The 13237-nt window shown below is 71.2% G+C and carries 11 protein-coding genes; 5 read left to right on the forward strand and 6 right to left on the reverse strand.

Annotation, left to right across the window (positions count from 1 at the left end; genetic code table 11):
* From E2C06_RS22475 to E2C06_RS22485, 3 genes are all read right to left on the reverse strand, one after another.
* Positions 1–1380 carry a class II 3-deoxy-7-phosphoheptulonate synthase gene (locus E2C06_RS22475; protein ID WP_133290847.1) on the reverse strand — a complete coding sequence of 460 codons (1380 nt, stop codon included), beginning with the start codon at positions 1378–1380 and terminating at the stop codon, positions 1–3.
* A gap of 90 nt (positions 1381–1470) precedes the next feature.
* Positions 1471–2850 (reverse strand): glutathione-disulfide reductase, encoded by a 1380-nt coding sequence (gene gorA, locus E2C06_RS22480; protein WP_133290848.1) that lies wholly within the window; start codon positions 2848–2850, stop codon positions 1471–1473.
* Positions 2851–3009: 159 nt separating this feature from the next.
* The gene (locus E2C06_RS22485) at positions 3010–3981 is read right to left on the reverse strand and encodes a LysR family transcriptional regulator (protein WP_165982573.1); all 972 of its coding nucleotides are present in this window, start codon (positions 3979–3981) and stop codon (positions 3010–3012) included.
* A gap of 117 nt (positions 3982–4098) precedes the next feature.
* Between E2C06_RS22485 and E2C06_RS22490 the strand changes: the two genes are divergently transcribed.
* Together E2C06_RS22490 and E2C06_RS22495 are read left to right on the forward strand one after the other, a co-directional pair.
* The gene (locus E2C06_RS22490) at positions 4099–5088 is read left to right on the forward strand and encodes a formylglycine-generating enzyme family protein (RefSeq protein ID WP_133290850.1); all 990 of its coding nucleotides are present in this window, start codon (positions 4099–4101) and stop codon (positions 5086–5088) included.
* A complete protein-coding gene (locus tag E2C06_RS22495) occupies positions 5085–6683 on the forward strand; it encodes an arylsulfatase (protein WP_133290851.1) in 1599 nt (532 codons plus the stop codon). Before E2C06_RS22490 ends, E2C06_RS22495 begins: the two co-directional genes overlap by 4 nt.
* Before the next feature lie 57 nt (positions 6684–6740).
* Here the strand turns inward: E2C06_RS22495 and E2C06_RS22500 are convergent, their stop codons facing one another.
* Both E2C06_RS22500 and E2C06_RS22505 read right to left on the reverse strand, forming a co-directional pair.
* Positions 6741–7973: a YeeE/YedE family protein gene (locus E2C06_RS22500; RefSeq protein ID WP_133290852.1), complete on the reverse strand. Its 1233-nt coding sequence runs from the start codon at positions 7971–7973 to the stop codon at positions 6741–6743.
* A 160-nt stretch (positions 7974–8133) separates the two neighbouring features.
* Complete coding sequence (locus E2C06_RS22505; protein WP_133290853.1) at positions 8134–9612, reverse strand: NAD-dependent succinate-semialdehyde dehydrogenase; 1479 nt, start codon at positions 9610–9612, stop codon at positions 8134–8136.
* Between the two features lie 123 nt (positions 9613–9735).
* On the opposite strand from E2C06_RS22505, the gene E2C06_RS22510 reads away from it, so the two are divergent.
* The 3 genes from E2C06_RS22510 (at position 9736) to E2C06_RS22520 (ending at position 12623) form a co-directional block, all read left to right on the forward strand.
* Positions 9736–10686, forward strand: a complete 951-nt coding sequence (locus E2C06_RS22510; RefSeq protein ID WP_133290854.1) for a tripartite tricarboxylate transporter substrate binding protein — start codon at positions 9736–9738, stop codon at positions 10684–10686.
* An 11-nt stretch (positions 10687–10697) separates the two neighbouring features.
* Positions 10698–11486 carry a cyclase family protein gene (locus E2C06_RS22515; protein ID WP_133290855.1) on the forward strand — a complete coding sequence of 263 codons (789 nt, stop codon included), beginning with the start codon at positions 10698–10700 and terminating at the stop codon, positions 11484–11486.
* Positions 11487–11654: 168 nt separating this feature from the next.
* On the forward strand, positions 11655–12623 hold the full coding sequence (locus E2C06_RS22520) for a Bug family tripartite tricarboxylate transporter substrate binding protein (protein ID WP_165982574.1): 969 nt from the start codon (positions 11655–11657) through the stop codon (positions 12621–12623).
* A 12-nt stretch (positions 12624–12635) separates the two neighbouring features.
* On the opposite strand, the gene E2C06_RS22525 is transcribed toward E2C06_RS22520, so the two are convergent.
* A complete protein-coding gene (locus E2C06_RS22525; RefSeq protein WP_133290857.1) occupies positions 12636–13112 on the reverse strand; it encodes a hypothetical protein in 477 nt (158 codons plus the stop codon).
* Positions 13113–13237: the final 125 nt, after the last annotated feature.

Here is a 13237-nt window from a genome sequence, read left to right on the forward strand (position 1 = left end):
CTATTCGGCTGCCCGCGCGGGCAGCGCCGGCGCGGCGATGCGCCGGGCCTTGAGCTCCTCCGCGATCAGGAAGGCCAGCTCCAGCGACTGCTCGGCATTCAGTCGCGGATCGCAGAAGGTCTGGTAGCGCAGCGCGAGGTCGGCCTCGCTCAGCCGGTGCGCACCGCCGAGGCATTCGGTGACCTCCTGCCCCGTCATCTCGACATGCACGCCGCCGGGCTGGGTGCCCTCCGCGGCATGGGCGTCGAAGAAGCGGCGGACCTCGGTCAGGATGGCGTCGAAGGGCCGGGTCTTATAGGCGCCGACGCTGGTGGTGTTGCCGTGCATCGGGTCGGACAGCCAGACCACGTTGCGGCCGGCCCGCTTCACGGCGCGCAGCAGCGGCGGCAGCTTGGCCTCGATCTTGTCGGCCCCCATACGGGAGATGAGCGTCAGCCGGCCCATCTCGTTCTCGGGGTTCAGCAGCTCGGTCAGCCGCACCAGGTCGTCAGGGTCGGAGGTCGGGCCGACCTTCAGGCCGATCGGGTTCTTCACCCCGCGCAGGAACTCGACATGCGCGCCGTCCGGCTGCCGCGTGCGGTCGCCGATCCAGAGAAAGTGGGCCGAGCAGGCGTAATGGTCGCCGGTGGTGGAATCGACCCGGGTCAGCGCCTGCTCGTAGCCGAGCAAAAGGCTCTCATGGGAGGTGTAGAAATCCGTCTCCCGCACCTGCGGCAGGTCCGACATGCCGCAGGCCTGCATGAAGCCCAGCGTCTCGTCGATCCGCGCCGCCAGGTCCTGATAGCGGGACGCCAGCGGGCTGCGCTCGACGAAGCCGAGGTTCCAGCGGTGGACCTGGTGCAGGTCGGCATAACCACCCGTGGCGAAGGCGCGCAGCAGGTTCAGCGTGCCGGCCGACTGCATGTAGGCGAACTCCATCCGCGCCGGGTCCGGGATGCGGGCGGCGGCGGTGAAGTCGGGGCCGTTGACGATGTCGCCGCGATAGGAGGGCAGCGTGACGCCGTCCTTGGTCTCCACGTCGGAGGAGCGCGGCTTGGCGAACTGCCCCGCCATGCGGCCGAGCTTCACCACCGGGGTGCCGCCGCCGAAGGTCAGCACCACGGCCATCTGCAGCAGCACGCGGAAGGTGTCGCGGATGATGTTGGCGGTGAAGTCGGAGAAGCTTTCGGCGCAGTCGCCGCCCTGCAGCACGAAGGCCTGGCCCTGGCCGGCCTTGGCCAGCGCCGCCTTCAGCCGCCGCGCCTCGCCGGCGAAGACCAGGGGCGGCCATTGGGCAAGGCGCGCCTCGGCCTCGGCCAGCTTCGCCTGATCGGGGTATTCGGGAACCTGCCGGATCGGCATGTCCCGCCAGCTTCCGGGGTGCCACCCGCGCGCGGTCATTGTGAGCGTTTCCTGGTCAAAGGAGGGCGAGCCTAGCCCAGCCGCGCGCCGGGGTGAACCCGCCCGACGCAGGGCAGCTTCGCGGGGCTGCTATTCCGCTGCCGCACGGATGCCGGCCTCCCGCGTCCGGGTCCGCATCGTCACGAACTCCTCGGCCGCGGTCGGGTGAATGCCGATGGTGCGGTCGAAATCCTGCTTGGTCAGGCCGGCGGCGACCGCGATGCCGATCCCTTGCATGATCTCGGCGCTGTCCTCGCCCAGCATGTGGGCGCCGAGCACCCGCTGGGTCTCCTGGCAGACCACCAGCTTCATCAGCGACTTGCGCCCCGGCCGCTTGCTGATGGTGTGCCGCATCGGGGTAAAGGAGGCGACATAGACGTCGACCGGCCCGAGCAGCGCCGCATCCGCTTCCGTCATCCCCACCGTGCCGATGGGGGGCGAGGTAAAGACCGCGGTCGGGACGTTCAGGTAGCTGGCGCGGCGGGGGTTCTTGCCGAACAGCGTGTCGGCCAGGGCATGGCCGACCGCGGTCGCCATCGGCGTCAGGTTCAGCTTGTCCGTGACGTCGCCGATCGCCCAGATATTGGGCGCGGTGGTGCGGTGCTCCTCGTCCACCTCGATCGCGCCCTTCTCGGTGCACATCACCCCGGCGGCGTCGAGGTGCAGCCCGTGGGTATGCGGCACCCGTCCGGTGGCGAAGAGGACGGCATCGGCCTCGATCGCGTCCCCGCCCAGGATGCTGAGGCGGAGATGGTCGCCCTGGCGGTCGAGGCGGGCCGGGTGGTGGCCGCAATGCTGGCGTATCCCTTGCGCGTCCAGCGCATCCTTCAGCGCGACCCGGATGTCGTGGTCGAAGCCGCGCAGCGGCAGGTCGGCGCGGTAGACAAGGTCCACCTCGGCGCCGAGGCCGCGGAAGACGCAGGCGAACTCGAGCGCGATATAGCCGCTGCCGATCACCGTCAGCCGGCGCGGCACCTGCTTCAGGTTGAAGACGTCGTCCGACAGCATGCCGAGCTCGTCGCCCGGGATGCCCGGCCGCACCGCCCGGCCGCCGACCGCGACGACGATCTTCTCGGCGGTCACCCGGCGGCCGCCGACATCGAGCGTATGCGCGTCGATGAAGGTTGCCCTGGCGTCGAAGACGGTGCAGCCGGCGCCGGCCAGCAGCCGGCCGTAGATGCCGTTCAGCCGCGCCACCTCGGCATCCCGCGCCGCGGCCAGGACCGAGAGGTCGAAGCCGGTCTTCTGCACCGTCCAGCCGAAGGCCGCGGCATCCTCGGCCCATTGGCCGTACTCGGCGGCGTTCACCATGATCTTCTTCGGCACGCAGCCGACATTGACGCAGGTGCCGCCCCAGAAACGCTCCTCGGCGATGCCGACGCGGGCGCCATGGGTCGCGGCGATGCGGCCGCAGCGCACGCCGGCCGAGCCGCCGCCGATGACGAAGAGATCGAAGTCGTAGGCGGTCATCGGCGGCACTCCCCCTCGAAGCGGGGCGCAAGCGCCCCGGGGGCGATGACGAAGAGATCGAAGTCGTAGGCCATGGGATCGCCTTTCCACCGCCGGCCGGGGCCGGTCCTTTCGTCCTATATGCGCTGCCGGGGGGCGGAAGGTAACCCGGGCGCCGCCTCAGGCCACCGCATCGAAGCCATGCGCCGTGAGGAAGCGGCGGCCGCGCAGGGCGGCTTCCGCATCGGCAGTGCGCAGCAGGTCGAGAAAGGCCGCCTCGGCCTCCGAGGGCTGGTGGTTGCGCAGCCGGAGGATGCCGAGCCGCACCTCCATCCAGGGCTCCCGCCAGGGCAGCACCACCACCTTTCCGGCCGCGACCGCCGCCTCGGCCAGGACGACGGCGGTGCCCGCCACCGCATCCGATTCCTGCGCCGCGCTCAGCGCCGCGGTCGGGCTTTCCAGCATCAGCGCCGGGAAGGCGGGGTGCAGCCGCCCCGCCTGCCGCGCCTGCTCCCGCGCCAGGACCAGCGGTTCCTGCACGCGGCGCGGCACACGGCCGAGGAAGACAAAAGGCGCGGCCATGATCCGCGCCAGGTCCAGCGGCGCGCCCGGGGCGGCCAGCGGGTGCCCCGGCCGCACCAGGAAGACGCCGGGCATCGGGTTCAGCTGCTCGACCTGCAGGTCCGGCGCCTCGCCGAGGTCGCTGAGGTCGGCGATGCCGATCACCACCTCCCGCTCCCGCACCGCGCGGGGCACCTCCGTCCAGTTCAGGGTGGCGAGGCGGAGCCGGGTATTGGGATAGAGGCCCAGCATGCGGGCGGCCGCGGTCACCGCGATGGATTCGGCCGAATAGCCGCCGGCGCCGATCGGGACCGTCTGCACCTGCGGGCCGCGCACCGCGGCCAGGTGCCGGTCCAGGCGTTCCAGCCGGTCGAGGATCTCCCCGGCCTCCCCCAGCAGGACGCGGCAGAGGTCGGTCGGCACCACGCCGCGGCGGCTGCGCTCGAACAGCGGCCCGCGGAGCCGCGCCTCGAGTCCCGCCAGGCTGCGGGTCAGCGCCGGCTGGCCCACCGCCAGCACCCGGGCGGCGCGCGCCAGGCTGCCGTGCTCGGCGATGGCACGGACCAGGATCAGGTCACGGACCTCCAGCATATGCCTTTCCGGGAAGGACAAGTTGCCGCAACAGCATTGGTAGCAGACCGGACAGACCCGCCATAGTCCTGCCGCCAGCGCCATCCCGGCGCCGCGCCGGAGGAGACGGACATCCCGATGCGGGCAAGCGAGCGGGGCGACCCGGTGCCGGCCGAGCCGGCCGGGATGCGGCTGATCCCCGGCGGCGGCTTCACCATGGGCTCCGACCGGCATTACCCGGAAGAGCGTCCCGCCCATCCGGTCCGGGTGGACGGATTCTGGATGGACGCCACCGCCGTCACCAATGCCGACTACGCCCGCTTCGTCGCCGCGACCGGCTACCGGACGGTTGCGGAGCGCCCGCTGGACGCGGCGGCCTATCCCGGCGCCGATGCGGCGATGCTGGTGCCGGGCGCCCTGGTCTTCCGCATGACCGACGGGCCGGTCGATACCCGCGACCTCAGCGAATGGTGGCACTGGACCCCGGGCGCCTGCTGGCACCGGCCCGAAGGCCCCGGCAGCGGCATCGAGGAGCGCGGGCACCACCCGGTGGTGCAGGTCGCCTTCGAGGATGCCGAGGCCTATGCGCGCTGGGCCGGCAAGTCCCTGCCGACCGAGGCGGAATGGGAATACGCCGCCCGCGGCGGGCTGGAGGGCCGCGAATTCGTCTGGGGCGACGAACTGACGCCGGACGGGCTGCACCTGGCCAATACCTGGCAGGGCCCCTTCCCCTGGCGCAATTTCGCCAGCGATGGCTTCGAGCGGACCGCGCCCGTCGCCTCCTACCCGGCCAATGGCTTCGGGCTTTACGACATGGCCGGCAATGTCTGGGAATGGACCGCCGACTGGTTCGCAGCGCGGCATGCGGCCGACCCCGCCAAGCCCTGCTGCGCGCCGCTGAACCCGCGCGGCCCGGCGATGGAGGCCAGCTTCGACCCCGGCCAGCCCGCCATCGGCATACCCCGCAAGGTAATCAAGGGCGGCAGCTTCCTATGCGCGCCGAGCTATTGCCGGCGCTACCGGCCGGCCGCGCGCCACGCGCAGATGGTGGACACCGGCATGAGCCATATCGGCTTCCGCTGCGTGCTCCGCGACCCATCGCTACCCTGGGGAGAGGACATTCCATGAGCAACGGACATTCACGCCGCGACCTGCTGCTCGGCGGCGGTGCGGCGATAGGCGCGGCGGCCACCGGCGGCACGCGGCTGGCGCAGGCGCAAGCACCGGCGGTGCCCGCCGGCCCAGCCGGGCGGCGGCCGAACATCGTGGTCATCTGGGGCGACGATGTCGGCTACTGGAACCTCAGCCACAACAACCGCGGCATGATGGGCTTCCGCACGCCGAACATCGACCGGATCTTCCAGGAAGGCATGACCTTCACCGACTACTACGCCGAGCAGTCCTGCACCGCGGGGCGGTCCGCCTTCATCACCGGCCAGGCGACCGTGCGCACCGGCCTGTCGAAGGTCGGCCTGCCCGGCGCCGAGGCGGGGATGAAGCCGCAGGACCCGACCATCGCCCGTATCCTGAAGGGCATGGGCTATGCCACCGGCCAGTTCGGCAAGAACCACCTCGGCGACCGCGACGAGCACCTGCCGACGATGCATGGCTTCGACGAGTATTTCGGCAGCCTCTACCACCTCAACGCATCGGAGGAGCCGGAGAATGTCGATTACCCGAAGAACCCGGATTTCCTGAAGCGCTTCGGCCCGCGCGGCGTGCTCAACACCCGCGCCATGCCGGACGGCAGCCAGACGATCGAGGATACCGGCCCCCTCACCCGCAAGCGGATGGAGACGATCGACGACGAAATCCTGGCGAAGACCACCGACTTCATCAAGCGGAAGGCCGGCGGCCCCGAGCCCTTCTTCGTTTGGCACAACTCGACCCTGATGCATTTCCGCACCCATGTGCCGGAGGCCTACAAGGGCAAGTCGGAGCTCAGCTTCTACGCCGACGGCATGCTGCAGCACGACGATCATGTCGGCGCCATCCTGACGCAGCTCGACGACCTCGGCCTGGCGCAGGATACCATCGTCATCTACGGCACCGACAACGGGCCGCACTACAATGCCTGGCCGGATGCGGGCATCACCCCCTTCCGGTCGGAGAAGAACTCCAACTGGGAAGGCGCCTTCCGGGTGCCCTTCGCCATCCGCTGGCCGGGCCGCGTCGCGCCGAACAGCGTGAGCAACCAGATCGTCTCCAATCTCGACTGGTTCCCGACCCTGGTCGCCGCGGCCGGCGAGGCCGAGATCAAGGCCAAGCTGCTGGCCGGCTTCACCACCCAGGGCAAGACGTACAAGGTCCACCTGGACGGCTACAACATCCTGCCGATGCTGACCGGCCAGACCGCAGAGAGCCCGCGGAAAGAGTTCTTCTACTTCAACGACGACGGCCAAATGGTGGCGATGCGCTACGAGCGCTGGAAGGTCGTCTTCCTCGAGCAGCGGGCGCATGGCTTCGGCGTCTGGCAGGACCCCTTCGTGCCGCTCCGCGCGCCGAAGCTGCTGGACCTGCGCATGGACCCCTTCGAGCGCGCGGATACCGACAGCAACACCTACAACGACTGGTACATGGACCGCATCTTCCTGCTGGTCCCGGCCCAGGCCATGGCGAAGCAGTTCTACGAGACCTTCAAGGAATTCCCGCCACGCCAGCGGCCCGATGCCTTCAACCTCGACGCCGTGCTGCGCAGCATGGAACAGGCCGGCAGCCGCTGAGAGCCGCGCGCCCGCCGCTTATCCTGGCGGCGGGCGACCCATCCCATGTCCCGAAGCTCAGCAGCCGGTCTGCCGCGGCGTCCGCTCCACCTCCAGCCCGAACAGCGGCCGCAGGCGGGTGCCGATGACGCTGCCGGCGAAAGCCATGGCCATCCAAACCCAGCCATGCAGGCTGCCGGAAGCGATGCCGGAGAAATAGGCGCCGATGTTGCAGCCATAGGCCAGCCGCGCGCCGTAGCCGAGCATGACGCCGCCGATCACCGCCGCCAGCGCCGAGCGCAGCGGCACGCGGAGGCTCGGCGAGAACCGCCCCGCCAGGGCGGAGGCCAGCAGCGCCCCGAGCACGATGCCGAAATCCATCACCGAGGTGACGTCGCGCAGCACGCTGCCGGCGAGCGCGGCCTGGCCCTGCGGCGCGGACCAGTAGGGCCAGCTCGCCGCGTCGATCCCGACCGCCATCGCCGCCTTGGAGCCCCAGAGGGCGAAGGCGGAGGTGATGCCCCATGGCTTGCCCGCGAGCGCCAGCGTGGCGAAGTTCAGCAGCGCCAGCGCCACCGCGCCGGCGAGGATCGGCCAGGGCCCCCGCAGGACGCGGGCGAGCCCGGCCCGCGGCGCCGGCCTCGCCGCGGCCGTCGCACCATGCCGCCGCCGTTCCAGCCACAGCGTGCCGGCGGCGATCAGCGCGAAGAGCAGCAGGTTGGCCGCCAGCGCCGGCGCCACGCCCCACGCCTTCACCAGGGAGATCGGGGCCAGGTGCCATTGCGCCGCCCACCAGTGGAAATGCGCCGCGCCCAGTGCCGAGCCGGCGATGAAGGCCGCGAGCGTGAGCAGCATCCGCACCGAGCCGCCGCCCACCGTGTAGAGCGTGCCGGAGGCGCAGCCGCCGCCGATCTGCATGCCGATGCCGAAGACGAAGGCGCCGAACAGCAGCGAGACGCCGATGGGCGAGACATTGCCGGTGACCGGCTGTCCCCAGAGCGAACCGGCCGAGAGGGCGGGGAAGAACAGCAACACGGCGATGGCGAGCATGACCATCTGCGCCCGCAGCCCCTCCCCCCGGCGGTCCGAGATGAAGACCCGCCAGGCCGAGGTGAAGCCGAAGGCCGCGTGGTAGAGCACGAGGCCGAGCGATGCCCCGAGCAGGTAGAGCGCTGCCTGGCGCGGGCTGACCGCCTGCCCGATCGCCAGCGCGCCGAGGATCAGCAGGGCGCCGGCGCCGAGCGCGGCGGGGGAATGGATGCCGGCCGGCCGCGCCAGGGATGGCGCGGCGGCGAGGTTGGTGGCGGACATGCCGAGGGGAGCCTCCCGATGGGGTCGGGACGCAGCCGTCCCGCTGCCGGCCATATGGCATGGCGGACGGGCCTATTTCACTGGCACTTCCCGCGCGCTAGCAGAAACCCCGCCATCCGTCGCGGACATGGCTTCAATACCACGTCCGCGACGCGCGAAATCAGGTCCCGATGCCGCCGATCGCCAGGTACTTCACCTCGAGGTACTCCTCGATGCCGTAATGGCTGCCCTCGCGCCCCAGGCCGCTTTCCTTGACGCCGCCGAAGGGCGCCACCTCGGTGCTGATCAGCCCCTCGTTGATGCCGATCATGCCGCTCTCGATCGCCTCCGCCACGCGGAAGATCCGGCCGACATCGCGGCTGTAGAAATAGGCCGCGAGGCCGAAGGGCGTGTCGTTGGCGAGCGCGATCGCCTCCTCCTCCGTCTTGAAGCGGAACAGCGGGGCGACCGGGCCGAAGGTCTCCTCGTTGAACACGAGGCTCTCGCGCACGACGTCGGTCAGGATGGTCGGCTGGTAGAAATTGCCGGGCCGGTCGGCGCGCTTGCCGCCCGTCAGCACCTTGGCGCCCTTCTGCAGCGCGTCGGCGACGTGCTCCTCCACCTTCTTCACGGCATCGGCATTGATCAGCGGGCCCTGGGTGACGCCCGGCTCCATCCCGTCGCCGACCTTCAGGGCCTCCACCGCCGCCTTCAGCTTGGCGGCGAAGGCGTCGTAGACGCCGTCCTGCACCAGCAGCCGGTTGGCGCAGACGCAGGTCTGCCCGGTGTTGCGGTACTTGCTGGCCATGGCGCCCTGCACCGCGGCGTCGAGGTCGGCATCGTCGAAGACGATGAAGGGCGCGTTGCCGCCGAGCTCCATGCTGGTCTTCTTGATGGTCGGCGCGCATTGCGCCAGTAGCAGCCGGCCGACATCGGTGGAGCCGGTGAAGGTCAGCTTGCGCACCAAGGGGTTCGAGGTCAGCTCCTTGCCCGTCTCGCCGGAGGGGCCGGTGATGACGTTGCAGACGCCAGGCGGCATGCCCGCGCGCGCGGCGAGAACCGCGATCGCCAGCGCGCTGAACGGGGTCTGGCTGGCCGGGCGGATCACGCCGGTGCAGCCTGCGGCCCAGCCAGGCCCGGTCTTCCGCGTGATCATCGCGGCCGGGAAGTTCCAGGGCGTGATCGCGGCGAAGACGCCGATCGGCTCCTTCGTCACCAGCACGCGGCGGCCCTTGGCATTCTGCGGGATGGTGTCGCCGTAGACCCGCTTGCCCTCCTCGGCGAACCATTCGATGAAGCTGGCGGCATAGGCGATCTCGCCCTTGCTCTCGGCCAGCGGCTTGCCCTGCTCGGCGGTCATGATGGCGGCGAGGTCGTCGGTATTCGCCAGCATCAGGTCGAAGAGCTTGCGCAGGATCGCCGCGCGGTCCTTGGCCAGCATGGCGCGCCAGCCCTTCTGCGCGGCATGCGCCGCCTCGATGGCGCGGCGGGTCTCGGCGGCGCCCATGGCAGGGACGCGGCCGACGACGGCGCCGGTCGAGGGATTGCGCACCTCCAGCGTCCTGCCGCTATCGGCCTGGACCCACTCGCCGTTGATGCAGTTCGCCTGGCGGAAAAGCTCGGGGTCCTTCAGCGGCAGGCTCGTGATGGCGTCCAACATGGCCGGTCTCCTTCCCTGGGGTTCCGCGCAAGATAGGGCGGGCGGGGGCCGCTGTCAGGGGCGGCCACTTCCGCGCGCCCGGTGCCTGGCCTAGCCTGCCCGCAACGAAGCAGGAGGAACGCCATGCGCCGCGCCCGGATGCGTGCCGCCGCGCTGATGCTGGCGCTGGCGCCGGTCGCCGCCGCCGCCTACCCCGACCGCCCCGTCACCGTCATCAACCCCTACGCTACCGGCAGCCAGGCCGATGCGACCGCCCGCGCGCTGTCGGACGGGCTCGCGGCGCAACTCGGCCAGCCCGTGGTGGTGACGAACCGCGAGGGCGGATCGGGCGTCGTCGGCCTGCGCGTGCTGGCGGCCAGCCCACCGGATGGCCATACCCTTGCCTTCTCCGCCCTGGTGCCGCTGACCATCCAGCCGCACCTGGTGCGCAACACCGGGCTCGGCCCCGATGCCGTGGCACCCATCTGCAACGTCACCGAGAACATTCTCGGCGTCATAGTCCGCGCCGACAGCCCCTGGCGGTCCCTGCCCGACATGGCCGCCGCGGCGCGGCATAGGCCGGTAACCTATGGCTCGCCCGGTCCCAACTCGGCACCCTCGATCGGCATGGAGCGCATCCGCAGCGCGACCGGCGGCGACTACGTCCACGCCCCCTTCCGCGGCGACGCCGCCTCGCTGCTCGAGGTGAAGGCGGGGCGGCTTGATGCGGCGGCGATCGTCGTCGCCTCCGGCGTGCCGATGGCGCGGTCGGGGGAGATGCGGCTGATCGGCACCTTCTCGCTCCGCCGCCACCCCGAATTCCCCGGTGTGCCGACGGCGAGGGAACAGGGGATCGAGGCGGTGGAGCTCTCCGCCGCCGGCCTCTTCGCCCCGCGCGGCACGCCGGAGCCGGTGCTGGACCGGCTGGAGGCCGCCTGCCAGGCCGCCATGGCGACCGAGGGCTTCCGGACGCTCACCCAGCGCTGGGCGGTGCTGCCGGAATACCTCGGCCGGGCCGACTTCGCCCGGCGCCTCGCGGACCACTTCACCGACCATGCCGAGGTGCTGCGCGCCCTCGGCGTGCAGCCCGAATAGAGGAGACGCCCATGCCTCGCCGCATCGTCGACATCTCGGTCGCCCTCAGGCAGGGGATCAAGTCTGACCCGCCCTGGGCGCTGCCGCAGATCGACTACCACGACCACCGGATGACCGCGCCGCCCATCGCGGAATACTTCGGCATCCGCCAGGACCAGCTGCCGGAGGGCAACTACGCCGCGCGCGAGCAGGCCCGGCTCTCGACCCATGCCGGGACGCATCTCGACAGCCCTTACCACTTCTTCCCGCGCCAGGACGAGGCGCTGGTGCCCGGCGGCCGCCCTTCGATGCGGATCGACGAGGTGCCGCTCGACTGGTGCTTCCAGCCCGGGGTGAAGCTGGATTTCCGCGCGCTGCCGGACGGCTACACCGTGCAGCCGGAGGACGTGGCGAAGGAGCTCGACCGCATCGGCCACGTGCTGAAGCCGCTCGAGATCGTCATGGTCAATACCCGCGCCGGCAGCCGGTACGGGGAGGACGACTACATCGATGTCGGCTGCGGCATGGGGAAGGCGGCGACGCTGTTCCTGCTGGAACGCGGCATCCGCGTCTGCGGCACCGATGCCTGGTCCTGGGACGTCCCCTTCAGCGTGACGAAGCAGCGGCTGGCCGAGGGCGCCTCGCCCGACATCATCTGGGAGGGCCACCGCGCGGGGCGGGAGATCGGCTACTGCCACATGGAGAAGCTGCACAACCTGGAAGCCCTGCCGGCGGACGGCTTCATGGTCGCCTGCTTCCCGGTGAAGGTGCACCGCGCCTCGGCCGGCTGGACCCGCGCGGTGGCCATCTTCGAGGAATAAGGCCGGAGGAGAAGGTATTCTCCTCCTGTTCCCCTCATCTATTTCTCGAAGTCGGCTGCCGCCGCGCAGCGAATGCCGGACTCCCAAAAAGGAGGGTGGGGTTCGGGGAGGGAATACTTTTCCCTCCCCGAGCTTGCCTGCCCCGAAAAGCAACACCCGGAGGAACCCATGCCCACGCGCCGCACCCTGCTCGGGGCCCTCGCCGTCCTGCCCCAGGCCGCCCAGGCCGCCTGGCCGGAGCGGCCGATCCGGGTGATCGTCCCCTTTGCCGCCGGCGGCAATACCGACGTCATGGCCCGCACCGTGCTCGCCGCCATGGGCGAGACGCTCGGCCGCAGCTTCGTCGTCGAGAACCGCGCCGGCGGCGCCGGCAGCCTCGGCGCCGACCTCGCCGCCCGCGCCGCGCCGGATGGCTATACCCTGCTGGCAGGCTCCGGCGGCTCGCTTACCGCTAATCCGGTGCTGCAGGCCAACCTGTCCTACGACCCGCTGCGCGACTTCGCCCCCATCGGCCTGCTGGCCCGGGTGCCGAACGTGCTGATCCTCGCGCCACGGATGACGCAGAAATCCTGGCCGGAATTGCTGGCCGCGGCCAAGGCGGCGCCGGGCAGCCTCAACATCGCCAGCCCAGCCATCGGCACCACCGGGCATTTCGCGCTCGAGCTGCTGAACCACGCGACCGGCGCCGGGCTGGTGCACGTGCCCTATCGCGGCGGCGGCTCCCTGGTCGCCGACCTGCTGGCGGGGAATTTCGACGGCGCGATCCTCGAGCTCTCCACCGCCCTGCCGCTGCACCAGGAAGGCAAGGCGCGCATCCTGGCGGTGGCGGCGGAAGCGCGGGTGCCGCAGATGCCGGAGGTCCCGACCTTCATCGAGGGCGGCGTGCCCGGCTTCACCAGCACCAGCTTCACCGCCCTGCTCGGCCCCGCCCGCCTGCCGGCCGAGATCGTGGCGGCGCTGCGCGAGGCCGCGGTGCAGGCGCTGGCGACGTCCGCCGTCGCCCAGCGGCTCGTCTCGCTCGGCGCCACGCCGGCGACGCCGGCGGAGACGACGCCCGCAGGCCTCACCGCCTATCTGGTGGCGGAGTTGGCGCGCTATCGCCAGGCGGCGCTGCTGGCAGGGCTGCGGCCGCAATAGCCGGCGGAGGCGTCAGCCCGCCTTCCGCTGGCTGTCGGCCAACCCCTTGCCCATCAGCAGCTTGAGCTCGCCCGGATTGCCGCGGTGCTGCCGCATGATCCGGTAGGGCACGGCGGTGATCGCGGCGACGGCGTTCAGCTTGGCGGCAAGGTCGAGCGCGCCGAAGCGCTTGCCCTGTGCGCCGCGGTCGTGCAGCGCCGCCACGGCCTGCAGCGTCAGCGGCGGGATGCTGGCGTAGACCTGCTCGTGCTCCGGCGTGATGTCGGCGCGGGTCAGCAGGCGCGGCGTATTCACGGCGGCCGCCGGCCTTTGCGCATCCGGGCGCCCCGGCGCCAGGGCATCCGGCCGCCGCGTGGTGAGCTCGGCGCCCGGCAGGTCCAGCTCGGCGCCGTTGTCCTGCAGGATGTAGACGGTGCCGCCGTCGCATTCCAGCACGCGGCCGCTGCGTCCGCTGTCGCGGTGATAGACGATGGTGCCCTTCGGGAACATGCGCGTCGGCTCCCGCTACTCCACCGTCACGCTTTTCGCCAGGTTGCGCGGCTGGTCCACGTCGGTGCCCTTCAGCACCGCGACGTGGTAGGCCAGCAGCTGCACCGCGATGGCATGGAGGATGG

The organism is Dankookia rubra, from assembly GCF_004355005.1.
Taxonomy (GTDB): domain Bacteria; phylum Pseudomonadota; class Alphaproteobacteria; order Acetobacterales; family Acetobacteraceae; genus Paracraurococcus; species Paracraurococcus ruber_A.

Excerpts from the sequence above, each read along its gene's own strand:
- E2C06_RS22475 (WP_133290847.1), bottom strand. The coding sequence starts at position 1,380 with ATGACCGCGCGCGGGTGGCACCCCGGAAGCTGGCGGGACATGCCGATC.
- gorA (WP_133290848.1), bottom strand. The coding sequence starts at position 2,850 with ATGACCGCCTACGACTTCGATCTCTTCGTCATCGGCGGCGGCTCGGCC.
- E2C06_RS22485 (WP_165982573.1), bottom strand. The coding sequence starts at position 3,981 with ATGCTGGAGGTCCGTGACCTGATCCTGGTCCGTGCCATCGCCGAGCAC.
- E2C06_RS22490 (WP_133290850.1), top strand. The coding sequence starts at position 4,099 with ATGCGGGCAAGCGAGCGGGGCGACCCGGTGCCGGCCGAGCCGGCCGGG.
- E2C06_RS22495 (WP_133290851.1), top strand. The coding sequence starts at position 5,085 with ATGAGCAACGGACATTCACGCCGCGACCTGCTGCTCGGCGGCGGTGCG.
- E2C06_RS22500 (WP_133290852.1), bottom strand. The coding sequence starts at position 7,973 with ATGTCCGCCACCAACCTCGCCGCCGCGCCATCCCTGGCGCGGCCGGCC.
- E2C06_RS22505 (WP_133290853.1), bottom strand. The coding sequence starts at position 9,612 with ATGTTGGACGCCATCACGAGCCTGCCGCTGAAGGACCCCGAGCTTTTC.
- E2C06_RS22510 (WP_133290854.1), top strand. The coding sequence starts at position 9,736 with ATGCGCCGCGCCCGGATGCGTGCCGCCGCGCTGATGCTGGCGCTGGCG.
- E2C06_RS22515 (WP_133290855.1), top strand. The coding sequence starts at position 10,698 with ATGCCTCGCCGCATCGTCGACATCTCGGTCGCCCTCAGGCAGGGGATC.
- E2C06_RS22520 (WP_165982574.1), top strand. The coding sequence starts at position 11,655 with ATGCCCACGCGCCGCACCCTGCTCGGGGCCCTCGCCGTCCTGCCCCAG.
- E2C06_RS22525 (WP_133290857.1), bottom strand. The coding sequence starts at position 13,112 with ATGTTCCCGAAGGGCACCATCGTCTATCACCGCGACAGCGGACGCAGC.